This window comes from Micromonospora sp. WMMD734 (assembly GCF_049178975.1).
Classification (GTDB): domain Bacteria; phylum Actinomycetota; class Actinomycetes; order Mycobacteriales; family Micromonosporaceae; genus Micromonospora; species Micromonospora wenchangensis.
Genome location: NZ_JBMHMK010000001.1, coordinates 873,063 through 886,580 on the forward strand (window position 1 = coordinate 873,063; position 13,518 = coordinate 886,580).

Annotated in this window: 14 protein-coding genes and 1 pseudogene; 11 read left to right on the forward strand and 4 right to left on the reverse strand. The window is 70.0% G+C overall.

The annotated features are described in order from the left end of the window. Nucleotides 1-460 precede the first annotated feature (460 nt). Nucleotides 461-778, forward strand: a complete 318-nt coding sequence (locus tag ACN267_RS03835; protein ID WP_421487914.1) for a transposase — start codon at nucleotides 461-463, stop codon at nucleotides 776-778. Beyond that, nucleotides 775-1,698 (forward strand): IS3 family transposase, encoded by a 924-nt coding sequence (locus tag ACN267_RS03840; protein ID WP_421487915.1) that lies wholly within the window; start codon nucleotides 775-777, stop codon nucleotides 1,696-1,698. The genes ACN267_RS03835 and ACN267_RS03840 overlap by 4 nt, the downstream gene beginning before the upstream one ends. Here ACN267_RS03840 and ACN267_RS03845 read toward each other — a convergent pair. Next, nucleotides 1,691-2,071: pseudogene (locus ACN267_RS03845) on the reverse strand (transposase); the annotation flags it as partial. The gene ACN267_RS03840 and the pseudogene ACN267_RS03845 overlap by 8 nt on opposite strands. Nucleotides 2,072-2,456: 385 nt before the next feature. Between ACN267_RS03845 and ACN267_RS03850 the strand changes: the two are divergent. Beyond that, the gene (locus tag ACN267_RS03850; RefSeq protein WP_421487916.1) at nucleotides 2,457-3,239 is read left to right on the forward strand and encodes an AfsR/SARP family transcriptional regulator; all 783 of its coding nucleotides are present in this window, start codon (nucleotides 2,457-2,459) and stop codon (nucleotides 3,237-3,239) included. Between the two features lie 27 nt (nucleotides 3,240-3,266). Further along, nucleotides 3,267-3,719: a nuclear transport factor 2 family protein gene (locus ACN267_RS03855; protein WP_421487917.1), complete on the forward strand. Its 453-nt coding sequence runs from the start codon at nucleotides 3,267-3,269 to the stop codon at nucleotides 3,717-3,719. On the opposite strand, the gene ACN267_RS03860 is transcribed toward ACN267_RS03855, so the two are convergent. Both ACN267_RS03860 and ACN267_RS03865 read right to left on the reverse strand, forming a co-directional pair. Further along, nucleotides 3,716-4,423, reverse strand: coding sequence for an SDR family NAD(P)-dependent oxidoreductase (locus ACN267_RS03860; RefSeq protein WP_421487918.1), 708 nt, complete (start codon nucleotides 4,421-4,423; stop codon nucleotides 3,716-3,718). The genes ACN267_RS03855 and ACN267_RS03860 overlap by 4 nt on opposite strands. A gap of 90 nt (nucleotides 4,424-4,513) precedes the next feature. After that, nucleotides 4,514-5,422 carry an MBL fold metallo-hydrolase gene (locus tag ACN267_RS03865; RefSeq protein ID WP_421487919.1) on the reverse strand — a complete coding sequence of 303 codons (909 nt, stop codon included), beginning with the start codon at nucleotides 5,420-5,422 and terminating at the stop codon, nucleotides 4,514-4,516. A gap of 95 nt (nucleotides 5,423-5,517) precedes the next feature. On the opposite strand from ACN267_RS03865, the gene ACN267_RS03870 reads away from it, so the two are divergent. The 6 genes from ACN267_RS03870 to ACN267_RS03895 all read left to right on the forward strand — a co-directional run bounded on the left by ACN267_RS03870 (nucleotide 5,518) and on the right by ACN267_RS03895 (nucleotide 11,213). Beyond that, nucleotides 5,518-6,354, forward strand: coding sequence for an AfsR/SARP family transcriptional regulator (locus ACN267_RS03870; protein WP_421487920.1), 837 nt, complete (start codon nucleotides 5,518-5,520; stop codon nucleotides 6,352-6,354). A gap of 14 nt (nucleotides 6,355-6,368) precedes the next feature. Then, nucleotides 6,369-7,442, forward strand: coding sequence for a phosphotransferase family protein (locus ACN267_RS03875; RefSeq protein WP_421487921.1), 1,074 nt, complete (start codon nucleotides 6,369-6,371; stop codon nucleotides 7,440-7,442). 66 nt (nucleotides 7,443-7,508) lie between these two features. Continuing rightward, on the forward strand, nucleotides 7,509-8,561 hold the full coding sequence (locus ACN267_RS03880) for an LLM class flavin-dependent oxidoreductase (protein WP_421487922.1): 1,053 nt from the start codon (nucleotides 7,509-7,511) through the stop codon (nucleotides 8,559-8,561). A gap of 12 nt (nucleotides 8,562-8,573) precedes the next feature. Next, on the forward strand, nucleotides 8,574-9,476 hold the full coding sequence (locus tag ACN267_RS03885) for an amino acid ABC transporter permease (protein ID WP_421487923.1): 903 nt from the start codon (nucleotides 8,574-8,576) through the stop codon (nucleotides 9,474-9,476). Then, entirely contained in the window at nucleotides 9,473-10,282 is an 810-nt protein-coding gene (locus tag ACN267_RS03890) for an amino acid ABC transporter ATP-binding protein (protein WP_421487924.1), read from the forward strand. Before ACN267_RS03885 ends, ACN267_RS03890 begins: the two co-directional genes overlap by 4 nt. Before the next feature lie 10 nt (nucleotides 10,283-10,292). Further along, nucleotides 10,293-11,213 carry an ABC transporter substrate-binding protein gene (locus ACN267_RS03895; RefSeq protein ID WP_421487925.1) on the forward strand — a complete coding sequence of 307 codons (921 nt, stop codon included), beginning with the start codon at nucleotides 10,293-10,295 and terminating at the stop codon, nucleotides 11,211-11,213. Between the two features lie 6 nt (nucleotides 11,214-11,219). Here ACN267_RS03895 and ACN267_RS03900 read toward each other — a convergent pair whose 3' ends face one another. After that, complete coding sequence (locus tag ACN267_RS03900) at nucleotides 11,220-12,230, reverse strand: ketoacyl-ACP synthase III family protein (protein WP_421487926.1); 1,011 nt, start codon at nucleotides 12,228-12,230, stop codon at nucleotides 11,220-11,222. 293 nt (nucleotides 12,231-12,523) lie between these two features. Here ACN267_RS03900 and ACN267_RS03905 point away from each other — a divergent pair, with 293 nt between their 5' ends. Next, the gene (locus tag ACN267_RS03905) at nucleotides 12,524-13,516 is read left to right on the forward strand and encodes an acyltransferase domain-containing protein (RefSeq protein ID WP_421487927.1); all 993 of its coding nucleotides are present in this window, start codon (nucleotides 12,524-12,526) and stop codon (nucleotides 13,514-13,516) included. Nucleotides 13,517-13,518 lie beyond the last annotated feature (2 nt).

Here is a 13,518-nt window from a genome sequence, read left to right on the forward strand (position 1 = left end):
ACCATTCATTGGCGGGGGCTGCCGTGGACAACACGGTCTGTCATGAGGTTCGAGACGCCGACATCTCACGCGTCTTCCATTCGACAACCAGCTACCTGGACCGGACTCCCTGCTCGACCAGGCTGCGGCTCGTCTCGTCCCGCTCGAACGAATGAAGCAGGCCACGCCCCGGCCCATCCGGCTACCGAAACCCCATCGATGAACCCCACCCAGCCTTGGGGCGGGGCCGGGATTGACCACCCAATGCCGAGGTGAGACCGGGTTCGACGCAAGGGCACAGACGGCTATGCCGAGGGATCAAAATCTACGAATATCGCTGCTTCGGAAACCGCCCCACCTGGGGCTATGGTATCGATTCCCCCTCGGACACAAGTACGTTTCATCTGTGCACCGTGAGCCACCCCCGCTTTCATGGAGCTTCTTGACCATGGTCTGATGGCCGTGGGGGAGGAAGTCGTCCGTGGCTGCACCGAAGAAGTACCCCGACGAGCTACGTCAGCGCGCTGTGCGCCTGTACCGCGAGTCGGACCCGAAGCCCGTCATCCGGCGTCTGGCCGAGCAACTCGGCGTTCATCACGAGGCGCTGCGGAACTGGATCCGCCAAGCCGAGGCCGACGCCGACGCCGACGAGCGTCGCGACCGGCCGACCAGCGAGATGGCGGAGGAGAACCGCCGGCTGCGCCGCGAGGTCAGCGAGCTGCGGCGGGCGAACGAGATCCTGAAGGCCGCGAGCGCGTATTTCGCGGCGGAGCTCGACCCGACCCGGCGACGGTCATGAGGTTCATTGATGAACACCGTGACCAGTTCGCGGTCGCGCTCCTGCTACGGGTCCTGAACATCGGCGCTTCGACCTACTACGCGTGGGTCAAGCAGGCCGAGCAGCCCTGCGACCGGGACGTGGTCGACCTGGGGCTGTTCTCCAACATCCACGAGATCTGGGAGACGTCCGGGCGCACCTACGGCGCGGACCGGGTGCATCGGCAGTTGCGTCGCGACGGCATCGGCGTGGGCCGCAAACGCGTCGAGCGGTTGATGACGCAGCAGGGATGGCAGGGTGCGTTCCTGCGTCGGGGCTGGCGCGGCGGGTCCACGAAGCAGGATCCACGGCACACGCCGGCGCCGGACCTGGTCAACCGGCAGTTCACCGCGACCGGGCCGAACCGGCTCGGGGTCGCCGACGCCACCCGCATCCCCTGCGGCGAAGGCGTGTTCTGGTTGGCTGCCGTCCGGGATGCGTTCTCCCGCCGGATCGTCGGCTGGAAGACCTCCGACCGATGCGACACCGACCTGATCCTCGCCGCCCTCGAATATGGCATCTGGTCCCGGGATGTCCGCGACGGCCAGTTGATCCACCACAGCGACCGCGGGTCGAACTACACGTCGTTCCGCTTCGCCGAACGCTTACAGGACAACGGGATCCTGCCCTCGATGGGCTCCGTCGGCGACAGCTACGACAACGCCCTGATGGAGAACTTCTGGTCAACGTTGAAGATCGAACTCGTCTACCGCACCTCGTGGCGGACCCGCGACGAGGCCGAGAACGCGATCTTCGCCTACATCGACGGCTGGTACAACAACCGCCGCATCCAGAAGGAACTGAGCTACCTCAGCCCGCACGAATACGAGGCTGCCTGGCACAGCCAGACGGAACCAGCCGAACCACCTATCACCACCCCTGCGCCGGCCGGCAGCAGGTAACCACCGCTCCATCAAAGCGGGGGGAACTCAACTGCCGGGCCACACACGCCGAAGCCTTGCCGTCCTTGGGAAACCCGGTGTCATCGACCACCCACACCTGCGACGCAACCACATCGACCGCGGCCGACGCCAACCGCCGTCGCACACCGGTAACGTCCCACGTGGACGAGGTTAGGAACTGCTGCAACTGCTGGTGATCGACCCCGAGCCGCTGCGCCATCGGCTGCATCGACTTCCGCCGACCATCCAACATCAGCCCACGCAGATACCGCAGACCCGTCGCCCGCTGATCCGACCGCGGCAACCCCGCGAACACCCCTGCGGCGAAGTCCTCCAACTGCCCCCGCACCCGGGCGAGTTCCCGCTCATCCACCGGCGCAGCCAAACACCGCCACGGCACTCCTACAAGCGACACGCCGCAACGACCTAACAAAGCACTACTAAGCTCCCACGACACCGCCGCTGGCGCTGCCTCTCGTGGTAGGCCCTTTGGGCGAGAGCTGTGACAACACACGCCAGCTCGGCTGTCATCCCCGCTGTGGCCTTGCCTGGTCAGCAGCTCAGCGCACGTGGTGCTCCTGGTTCTCCTGCCGCAGCGATGAGGCGATCTCCGCTGCCGCTTCCAGCCCTCGCCGCCACTGGGTTTTCGACCGATTGCCGCAGGTCAATGCGGTACGGGCGAATCCTCGGTAAGGAGAGCGAAAGCGTTCACCGGCATAGTTCTGATCGTTGGCGTTACCGAGCGACGAAGGAAAATCATGCGGTTCACAGTGCTGGGTCCCTTGGGGATGGAGCCGGGGCGACTGCCCAGCGCTCCGAAGCAGCGGCAACTGTTGGCCCTGCTGCTCCTGCACGCCGACACCGTCGTCACCGTCGACGATTGTGTGGACGAGCTGTGGGGTGAGCAGCCACCAATGAGCGCACACTCGACATTGCAGACGTACGTCATGAACCTCCGGAAGGTCCTGCGCACCGCCAGGGGCGGCGACCGGATCAGTACCCGGGAGCGCGGGTACGCCCTGCACATGGATCCCGGTGAGCTCGATCTGGACGACTTCCACCGGATCGCGACCACCGGAAGTGCGGCCTTCGCCGCCGGCCGGTACCCGGAGGCGGCCCGGCTGTTGCGGTCGGCGCTGGACATGTGGCGTGGTCCCGCCCTGGTCGACGTCCACGTGGGCTCGATCGTGCGGGCCCGGCTGGAAGGGCTGCACGAAGTCCGTCTCGCCGTACACGAGGAGCGGGTGGAGGCCGATCTGCGGGTCGGACGGCACCGGGAACTGCTCAGTGAGTTGCGAGTCCTGGTGCGCCGGTATCCGACCCACGAGAATCTGCGCGCTCAGCTCGCGCTCGCGCTGTACCGCAGCGGCCGGACCACCGAGGCGCTGGCGGTCCTACGACAGTTCCGCAGCACGCTCGCCGAGCATTTCGGGCTGGAGCCGTCCCGGCGGCTACAGAGTCTGGAGCAGGCCATCCTACGAGCCGAGCCGGCCCTGGACCTGCCCGCCGACCGTAGCCCGAGCCATCTGCTCGTCAGCTGACCATCCCACCAACCGAAGGAGAGCGTCATGACGACGACACAGCCGACCGACAGCACCGGGCGCTCTGTCGACGCGGGGACGTACGCCGAAATCCTGCAGTTCTACGCCCGCCATTTCCAGCTCCTGGACGATGGCAAGGCCGAACAGTGGTCTCAGCAGTTCACCGAGGACGGCGAGTTCGGGCAGAACGTCAAACCCGAGCCGCGTCGGGGTCGCGCCGCGATCGCCGCGTCGATGCGGCGAGGCATCGACCGCCTTGCCGAATCGGGGCTCACCCGGCGGCACTGGTACGGCAATGTGATCGCCGAGCCGGACGGCGACGACGCGGTGCGGACCCGCTACTACGCGACCGTCTTCGAGACGCCGCCCGGCGGTGGCGCTGCCCGGGTCTATCTCAGCACCACCGCCGAGGACCTGCTGCAACGACAGGGCGGCGAATGGTTCGTCCACCGCCGGCGCATCGTGCACGACGGGACCTAGAAGTTGAGGCCCCCGTCCACGTTCAGGACATGACCGTTGACGTAGGAGCTGTCCGGTGCGACCAGGAAGAGGATAGCCCGGGCGACCTCGGCGCCGGTTCCGGGCCGTGCGCTGGCGAGCGAACCGCGGAGGCGGTTCCACAGCCGGTCGTTGTCGAGGATCGCTCGTCCCATGCCTTCGTCGACCACCCCGGGGGCGACGGCGTTGACGGTGATGCCATCGACGGCCAGCTCCGCGGCGAGTACCCGGGTCAGCGTCTCCAGGGCGGCCTTGGAGACCCCGTACGCCCCGCCGCCGGCGATCGGCCGACGCCCCAACAGCGAGGAGACCGTGACGATCCGCCCGTCACCGGCGGCCCGGAGCAGCGGAACGGCGGCCCGCACGCAGTTCAACACGCCGGTGAGATTGGTGGCCAGCACCTCGTCCCAGTGCTCCGGTGGCAGCGTCGCCAGCGGCCCGGGACGGTTGACACCAGCGTTCGCGACCAGGATGTCAAGTCCGCCATGACGCTCCTGGACAGCGGAGAAGAGCGCGTCGACCGAGGCCCCGTCGGTGACGTCGACCGGGAACTGGCCGACGGCGTCCGATGCGCCGCGTGCCGCTGACACGACGGTGGCGCCGGCGTCGGCGAGGGCTCGCGCGACGACCCGCCCCAGGCCGGCGGTCCCGCCGGTCACGACCGCGACCTTGCCCTTGAGGATCATGAGAACTCCTTTGTTGTGGGCTGCCGGACCAGGGGTCTGGCCATACTGGAGCCGGTATTGAGTGCGGGCCGGAACGCTGCGCGCATGCCGTCAAACCGATGTGGTGAGCGGACCGCCGTGGAGCTGGACCATCTCGTCGGTGATCGGCCGGGACGGGAGATACACGCCGGCCGGCTCACCGCGTTCCTCCGCGTACGCCCGATGCAGGTTGGCCACCAGCCGTTCCGAATCCGGCAGGCTCTGGAAGGGGCTGTCGGCCCGCCGAGCGGCCTCCAGCGGAGGTATTCCCGCGCTGACTCCGTGCGCCGCCTCCCGGCGCAGCCACCGCAGGTATACCTCGGTGGCGTCGAGCACCTCCGGCCCCGCGACCGCGCCGTGTCCGGACACCACCACCCGAGGGCGCAGTTCGCGCAGCGAGGTGAGCGCGCGCAGCGATCCGGCGACCGAACCCATCAGCACGAACGGCGTACGCCCGGAGAAGGCCACGTCGCCGACGAACAGCACGCGCGGTCGCGGCAGCCACACCACCACGTCGTTGGTTGTGTGAGCCGGCCCGACGTGCAACAGCTCGACACGTACGCCGCCGGGGTCCAGAGTCAGCCGGTCCCGCAGTGTGCGGGTCGGCAGCCTCAGCTCGATGCCGGAGAAGTCGGCCTGCGGCCACAGGTCGCGCATCGCCAGCCCCGTCCGGGCCATTTCGGAGCGGGCGGTCTCGTGAGCCACGATCTCGGTCTCGCGGGGAAAGACGCAGTTGCCGAAGACGTGATCGCCGTGGTGATGAGTGTTCACGACGATGTGCGGGCGGCCCGGCGCCAGCCGTTGCACGCACGCCAGCAGCGCCTCCGCTCGGGGCCGGGTGGCAGCGGTGTCCACCACCACGACCCGGTCGGTGCCGACGATGATGCCGGCGTTGCCGACGCACCAACCACCCGGCGGCTGAATGTAGGCGAACACCGCGGGGGCCAACGGCACAAGCCGGCCGAACGGTGTGGTGGTCATGTCTCCTCCGGTACTACGACCCGGGTCCAGACCCCAGTGGGCCCGAACACGCTCGGCGACGACTGGAGGCGGCGTCTCGATCGGAAGGTGTGCTGATGTACCTCGACGTGCTCGGCGGATTGCGGATCGGCCCGACCGGCGCTGACGCGGGCCCGACCGCACCCAAGCAGCGGCAGCTCCTCGGCCTGCTCGCGCTCCGGGCGGACACGACCGTGCCGGTGACAACCTGCGTACGGGAACTGTGGGACGACCACCCGCCCCGCAGCGCGGCCACCACGCTGCAGACGTACGTCATGCATCTGCGCCGGGTGCTGACCCGGGCGGCGGCGCCGGCGCGGCTGCTGACCGACGGACGTGGCTATCTGCTGAGGATCGACCCGGAGCAGACCGATCTGGGAGTGGTCCGCGAGTGGGCCCGCCGGGGCGACCAGCACGCCGCGGCCGGGAGACCGGCGCACGCCGCACGGGACTGGCAGCAGGCGCTGATGCTCTGGCGGGGTCCGGCCCTCGCCGACGTACGGATCGGTCCGGTGGCCGAGGAGATCATCGGACACCTCGACCAGTGGCGGCTGCTGCTGGTCGACCGGTACCTCGACGCCGAACTGCGGTGTGGCCGGCACCGCCAGGTGGTAGCCGTGGCGACCACGCTCGCACGTCGGCATCCACTGCGCGAGCCGATTCATGCCAGCCTGATGGTCGCGCTGTACCGCAGTGGGCGGCAGGCCGACGCCGTCCTGGTCTACCAGCGGCTGTCCGCCGCGCTGAGGCGTGAACTCGGAGTCGAGCCCTCGACGGCGGTGCAGCGGATGCATCGTGCTGTGCGGATCGGCGCGGCCTGGCTCGAACCGCCCGTCGGCGCGGCCACGGAGCCGCCCAACTCCACGTTCCGCCGCCCCACTCTCGTCCCCGCGCCGTTCTGCGACGTGTCCTGATCGGAGGTTCCCCCGTGCCCGTACCTGTTCAACGCGACCCCGACCTGACCCGGGCCCGGTTGGCCGACTGGCTCCGCGACCAGCGCGGCGTCCGCGACGTCGCCGTGGGGCCGTTAACCGTGCCGAGGACCGCCGGATTCTCCGCCGAGATCCTGCTCTGCGACGCCAGCTGGGTCCAGGACGGACGACATCAGATCGCTCCGCTCGCCGTCCGGGTCGCGCCGGTCGGGCACCGGATCTTCCCTGACCTGCGCTGGCCGGAACAGGTCGGCGTGCAGATCGCGCTGGCCCGCACCGACGTCCCGGTCGCGCCCGTACTCGGAGCCGAACCCGACCCGGACGTACTCGGGGCCCCGTTCGTCGTGATGAGCCGGGTAGCCGGTGAGGTGCCCGCCGACCTGCCGTCGTACCACCGGGAAGGCTGGCTGGCCTCGGCCTCGCCGCAGCGGCAGCGGGCGGCGTGGTTCGCCGCGTTGTCCGCTATGGGCCGGTTGCACCGGCTCGATCCGGCGGCCCTGGGGGCAACCCCCGCGCCCTCCGGCGACCTGGCGTCCTACGCCGAGCAGTTGGACTATTTCGGCGCCGCGGGCAACGACGCCGCCCGAACCGCGCTGACCTGGCTGCAGGCCCACCACCCGCCGGCACCGCAGACGCCCAGCCCGCTGTGGGGTGACGCCCGGCTCGGCAACATCGTGTTCGCCGCCGACCGTCCGGCCGCGCTCCTGGACTGGGAGATGACCGACGTCGGCCGTCCGGAGAGCGACCTGGCATGGTTCCTGCACATGGACCGGTTCCTCAGCGACGGCATCGGCGCTCCCCGGCTGCCCGGCCTGCCTACCCGCGCCGAGACCGAGGAGTTCTACGCCCGGGTCCTCGGCCGACCCCTGGCCCATCTGGCCTACTACGAGGTCGACGCCGCCTTCCGGTTCTGTGTCATCACAGCCCGGGTCCTGCGGCTGCTGGAGGAGACCGGCGTCCTGCCGCCGGGGTCGGACTTTCCGCTGCACCGCAATGCGACCGCGCTGTTGCGCCGCCGACTCGCCGAGAGCGGTGTCGATCTCTCCAGTACGGGTGTAGCGGGCCTCTAGGGACCCCCGCCATGGTCGGCACCATACGGGGCCAGCAGCGGTCCGCCCGAATCCGAGGGAGCTGGAATGAAGTTCGGCATCAACCTCTTCCCGACCGTCGGTCCGCAGGACAAGCCCGCCGTCCAGTATTTCGAGGAGAGCCTGCGCCTGGCGGAACTGGCGGATGAGCTGGGCTTCCACCACCTCAAAACGGTTGAGCACTACTTCTCCCCGTACGGTGGGTACAGCCCCGACCCGGTCACCTTCCTGGCGGCCGCGGCAGCCCGGACCAGGCAGATCCGTCTGGTCACCGGCGCGGTGCTGCCCGCGTTCACCCATCCGGTGAAACTCGCCGGGAAGCTCGCGATGCTCGACGCCATCTCCGGTGGTCGGCTCGACGTCGGGTTCGGGCGGGCGTTCCTGCCCGACGAGTTCCAGGCCTTCGGCATCCCGTTGGACGAGAGCCGGGCGCGCTTCGACGAGGGCGTGGACGCGTGCAGGCTGCTCTGGTCCACGGAGCAGGCGGTGTGGGAGGGCAGGTTCTACCGATTCGGTCCCGTTACGCTGTTGCCGCGGCCGGTCCAGCAGCCGCACCCCCGGATCCTGGTGGCCACGGCCAAGTCGCCGGAATCAGCTGAGGCGGCCGGCCGCAACGGGTACGGCGTCATGCTCGTCCCCTCGATCAACTCACGGGAGCAGGTGCAGGACGTCCTAGCGTTGTACCGCAAGGCAGCGGCGGCCGGCGGCTTCACGCCGACCGACGAGGACGTGCACATGAGTTACAACGCCTTCCTGGCCGACGACGCCGACGAGGCGCATCGGCTCGGCCGCCGGTACGCCGATCAGTCGCACGGGGCGCTCGCCGCGGCCGTATCGTCCTGGGCACACACCCGCAGCAGCGACTATCCCGATTACGAGAAGATCGTGGAACGGGTCGGTAAGGGCAACTTCGACCGCCAGGTGGCTGATCGCAAGGCCCTCGTCGGCTCACCCGAGCAGGTGGTCGCCGCGGTGGAGACCATCCGCGGCTGGTTCGGTGAGGTCACCCTGAGCCTGCAGGTGGTCTCCGGCAACGTCCCGTACGAGCGGGCGGCCACATCGCTGCGCCTGTTCGCCGAGCACGTGCTGCCCAGGTTCTGACGGAAGCGCGCCGTGTCCACCCCGACGGCCGTCGTGGCCGACAGTTACGCCGACGCCCGGCCCGCGCGACGTCCCCTGCGGTGGGTCACGGGCGTGGCCGGGCTGGTGGTGCTCCTGCTCGCGCTGGTGAGCATGGCGGGCAACCCGGCCTTCGAGTGGGACGTCGTAGGCCGGTACCTCGCCGCCGACATCGTCCTCGACGGCCTACGGGTCACCCTGTTGCTGACCGCTATCGCCCTGATCGGGGGGTTCGCCCTCGGAACGGTGCTGGCCGTCATGCGGATGTCCGGCAGCCGCCTGCTGCAGGCGATCAGCTGGGGTTACACGTGGCTGTTCCGGTCCGTGCCGATCCTGGTCCAGCTGCTGTTCTGGTACAATATTTCGCTGGTCTATCCACGGCTGACGGTTGGGGTGCCCTTCGGCCCGACGATCCTGGACCTGCCCACCCGCGGTCTGATCAACGGGTTCGCGGCGGCGGTCATCGGCCTCACTCTGCACGAGGCCGCGCACGCCGCCGAAATCGTCCGGGGCGGGCTGCTGTCGGTCGAGAGGTCGCAGACCGAGGCGGCTCAGGCCCTCGGCCTCTCACGCCCGCGCACCCTGTGGCGCATCGTGCTGCCGCAGGCGATGCGGGCCATCGTTCCGCCGGCCGCCAACCAGGCCGCGGCGCTGTTGAAGGGAACCTCGGTGGTCAGCGTCATCGCCGGACAGGACCTGCTCTTCTCCGTCCAGCTCATCTACAACCGCAACTACCTCGTGATTCCGCTGCTACTCGTGGCGACCCTCTGGTACCTGTTCTTCACCACCCTCCTCAGCGTGGTCCAGTACCTCCTGGAGCGGTTCTTCGGGCGGGGCAGCGGTCGGGCCGGCCCGGTGGGACCACGCCTGCCGCTCCTCGCCGGGGAGGAGCGGTGAGCACTGCCGCCGAGGAACTGACCGTGGCTACCGGTGAACCACGCACCATGGTTCGGCTCATCCAGATCAGCAAGGCGTTCGGGGACGTGGTCGTCCTCGACCGGGTGGACCTGACCATCCCCGCCGGAACGGTTACCTGTGTGGTCGGACCGTCCGGCTCGGGCAAGAGCACCCTGCTGCGCTGCGTCAACCGCCTCGAACGGCCCGACTCCGGATCCGTCCTCATCGACGGGCAGCCGGTCGGGCTGATCCGGCGCGGCAACCGGGTGATCGAAGCTCCACCGCGTCTGCTCGCCCGGCACCGGACAGCGGTGGGAATGGTGTTCCAGGCGCTGAACCTCTTTCCGCACCTCACGGTCCTGCAGAACATCGTCGAAGCGCCGGTCTCGGTGCAGGGCGCGAGCCGCGCCGACGCCCGAGCCCGGGCCCGGGAGCTCCTGCGACGAGTTGGCCTGGCCCACAAGGAGCGGTCGTATCCCCGCGAGTTGTCCGGCGGCGAACAACAGCGCGTCGCGATCGCCAGGGCGCTCGCCCTGCGTCCGAAGGTGATGCTCTTCGACGAGCCGACCAGCGCGCTCGACCCGGAACTGGTCGCCGAGGTGCTGTCGGTCGTACGGGACCTCGCCGCCGGCGGCATGACGATGCTCATCGTCACCCACGAGCTGCGCTTCGCCGCCGAGGTCGCCGAAGAGATGGTCTTCATGGACCGCGGCCGGATCGTCGAACAGGGACCGCCGGCCACGATGCTGGGCAGCCCGCGGGAGGAGCGGACCGCACGATTCTTCGCCACCATCCAGCAACGCTGAAGGAGACACCGTGTCCTATCGCCGAATTCGTCGGGCTGCCATCGGCGCCGTCGGGCTGGTCCTGCTGTCGGGATGCCTGCACGCGGCACCAGCCAGCAGCATCCAGGAAGCTCCGAAAGACCTCGGCGCCGAAGACGTCGTCTCCGCCGTCCAGGTCGACCCGGCGCTGAAGGCGCTGCTTCCGGCGGAGATCCGACAATCCGGGGTGCTGACCGTGGGCTCGGCCGTCGGAACCCCCCCGATCGCCTTCCACCCGCAGGACGGTGGGCCGCCGCGCGGCGTCGACATCGACGTCGCCGACGCGGTCGCCCGAAAACTCGGCCTGACCGTCAAGCGTGACCAAGTCAGCGGCGCATCGTTGCTGACCGGGCTCACCGCAGGTCGCTTTGCTGTCGGCACGGCCAACTTCTCCGTCACGGAGGAGCGCAAAAAGGTCCTGGACTTTACCACGTACCTGACCGACGGGACGGGCATCCTGGTCCGCGACGACAGTTCCCTCACCGAGGTCACCGACCTCGGGCAGCTGTGCGGATCCTCGATCGGCACCGGTGCGGGCAGTACCTTCGAGAACGACCTGCGCCAGCAGCAGGACCGGTGCGCCCAGGCCGGTAAGCAGCCCTACCGGGTCAGCACCTACAGCGACGCCGCCGCCCACTTCCTGGCACTGCGTGAGGGCCACGTCGACGTGCTGGTCAGCTCCGCGAGCGTGCTGCGGTACGCCGCCGCTCAACAGCCGGGCCTGCGCCTCGCCGGGCAACTCACCCGCCGCGACGTCGGACTCGCCACGAACAAGGGCGCTGGACTGGCGGAACCGTTGCGCGCCGCGATCGACGAACTCGTCGCCGAGGGCACCTACCAGAAAATCCTGGCCAAGTGGCACCTGGAGGCGGCCGGGATCCCGCGCTCGGCGGTCAACCCGCCGGCGGCCTGAGGAGCCTCACACCGCCCAGTGCGGGACCTCGTCGATCCGCAGCAGCGCGCACGTCCATGAGTACCCCGCTCCCACCCCGGCGAGCAGCACGTGCTCGCCGGGGTGGACCTGCCGGGACTCCACCAGGTGCGCCAGACCGCTGAACTGGTCACCCGCACCGAGATGGCCGACGGTCCGGGCCCAGGACCAGGTGGTCTGCTCCGGCGTCAGACCCCAGGGTTGCAAGTACGACGAGGTCAACCTCCGCAACCCGAAGTGCGGCAACACGAACCGGTCCACGTCCGCGAACTCCAGTCCCGCCTGTGTGAGGGCGCGGCTGAGCGCCTCCGCCTGCCCGGCCACCACCCGACTGATGCTGTACGACACTCCGGTCCGCGCGACGAACGCCTTCTTGACCACCTCCAGGTCCACCGGCTGTCGCTGGGCCAGTGGTGCGGCCCCGAACGGATCGTCGCCGCGGTGCAGCCCCTCCAACTCGGGTTCGGAGACGGTGGCCAGGCTCAACAGCCGGGCGAAGCCGCCGTTGCGGGATAGCACCAGGGCGGTGCCCGCGTCGCCGTAGACCGTGCCGGGGTCGCTGTTCCAGCGGTCGAAACCGGGGGCCCCGAACCGGTCCCCGGTGGTGAGCAGCGCCGCGGTCCGGTCCGGCGCCGCGCTCAGATACGCCACCGCCAGGTCGAGCGCGCCAAGCCCGCCGTTCGACAGTTGCCGCACTTCCAGCGCCGGGCAGCGGTTACCGACGGCCATCCGCTGCACGTACGACGCCGGTGCCCAGATGTCGTGCCCCTGGTGGTAGACGCAGGCGTGCAGCAGCAACGCCACCTCGTGCGCGGTGCGCCCGGAACGCTTCAACGCCAGTTCGGCCGCCCGGACCGCCAGGTCCGGAGCGGACTCGTCGGCCGACACGGCCACCGCCTGCAATCCGGTCTGCGCGGCCAGTCGCCGTGCGCAACTCCCTGCGCTGACCGCGTCGGCCGTCAGTAGCCGGCCCGGAATGTGCGCGGCCACACCGGCCACGTGAATTCCACCGATGCCCATCTGTATGCCGCCCTCATCCTCGCCGTGCCGTGGAGCCGCCGGCCCGATGCTCGTGACACCGGGCCGGCGGCGGTCGCCCGCCCGGGTTGGGACAGGCTTCGGAAACGGACGCTCCCGCGGGTTGGCCGCGAGGTCGCGTCGTGGTGTCGCCACCGTCGCGTGTCGCGCTCGGCGCGGGGTCGAGAAGCCGTCGAGCGGCGTACGCCTGGAGCCGGTCTCAAGCGGCCGGTGCGACGTTGTCGAGCATGTCTGAGCTGAGAAGAGCAGTAGGGGTGGCGCTCCTGTTCCCCGGCCAGGGCGCACAGCGACCCGGCATGGCCACCGGCCTGTACCGCGGCGACCCCGATTTCCGCCGCCACGTGGACGAGGTGTTCGCCCTGTGGGGACCCGAGGGCGCCGCCATCCGGGCGGATTGGCTCGCCGCCGATCCGGTCGTGCCGTTGGACGACTTCCGCCGCTCCCAGCCGTTGCTGTTCGCGGTCGGTTGGGGGATCGGCCGGAGCGTGCTCGACCGTGGCGTGGTGCCGACGGCTTTGCTCGGGCACAGCGTCGGCGAGGTCGTGGCAGCGGCCCTCGCCGGTGTGCTGAGCCTGCCGGACGCCGTCCGCGTCCTCAGGGACCGGCTCACCCATCTCGCCGAGGCGCCGCCCGGTGGCATGCTCGCGGTGGCGGCGACCCCCGAGCAGGTGCGGCCCTACCTCGGCGTGGCGGTGGCGCTCGCCGCGATCAACGGTCCGCGCCAGGTGCTGCTCGCCGGTCCCGACGAACCCCTCGCGTACGCCGCGCAGCGCCTGCGGGAAGCCGGCTTCACCTGCCAGGCGGCCCGTTCCACTGTGGCGTTCCACAGTCCTGCCGTCGCCGCGCAGGCTGCCCGCGCCGAACCGCTGCTGCGCACGGTGCCGTTGCGGCCTCCGCGGCTGCCCGTGTACTCCGGTTACACCGGCACGCGGATGACCCCGACGGTGGCTACCGACCCGCGATACTGGGCCCGACAGCCGGTCGCGCCGGTCCATTTCGCCGCCGCCCTCGACGCGGTCTGTGCCACAGGGCCAGGCGTGCTTCTCGAGGCAGGCGCACCGCATGGGCTCACCGCGCTCGTCAGACGTCACCCAACGGTGCGACGAGGCGAGTCGACGGCCCTGGCCGCGCTACCCGTGCGCGCCGGGAGCCCCGAGGACGACCTCACCGCCTTCGCCGCGGCCCTGTCCGCTGTCGCCACCGCCGCTTCCAGGACGCCTCGACCGGCACTTGAGCCCCGAGTGTGACG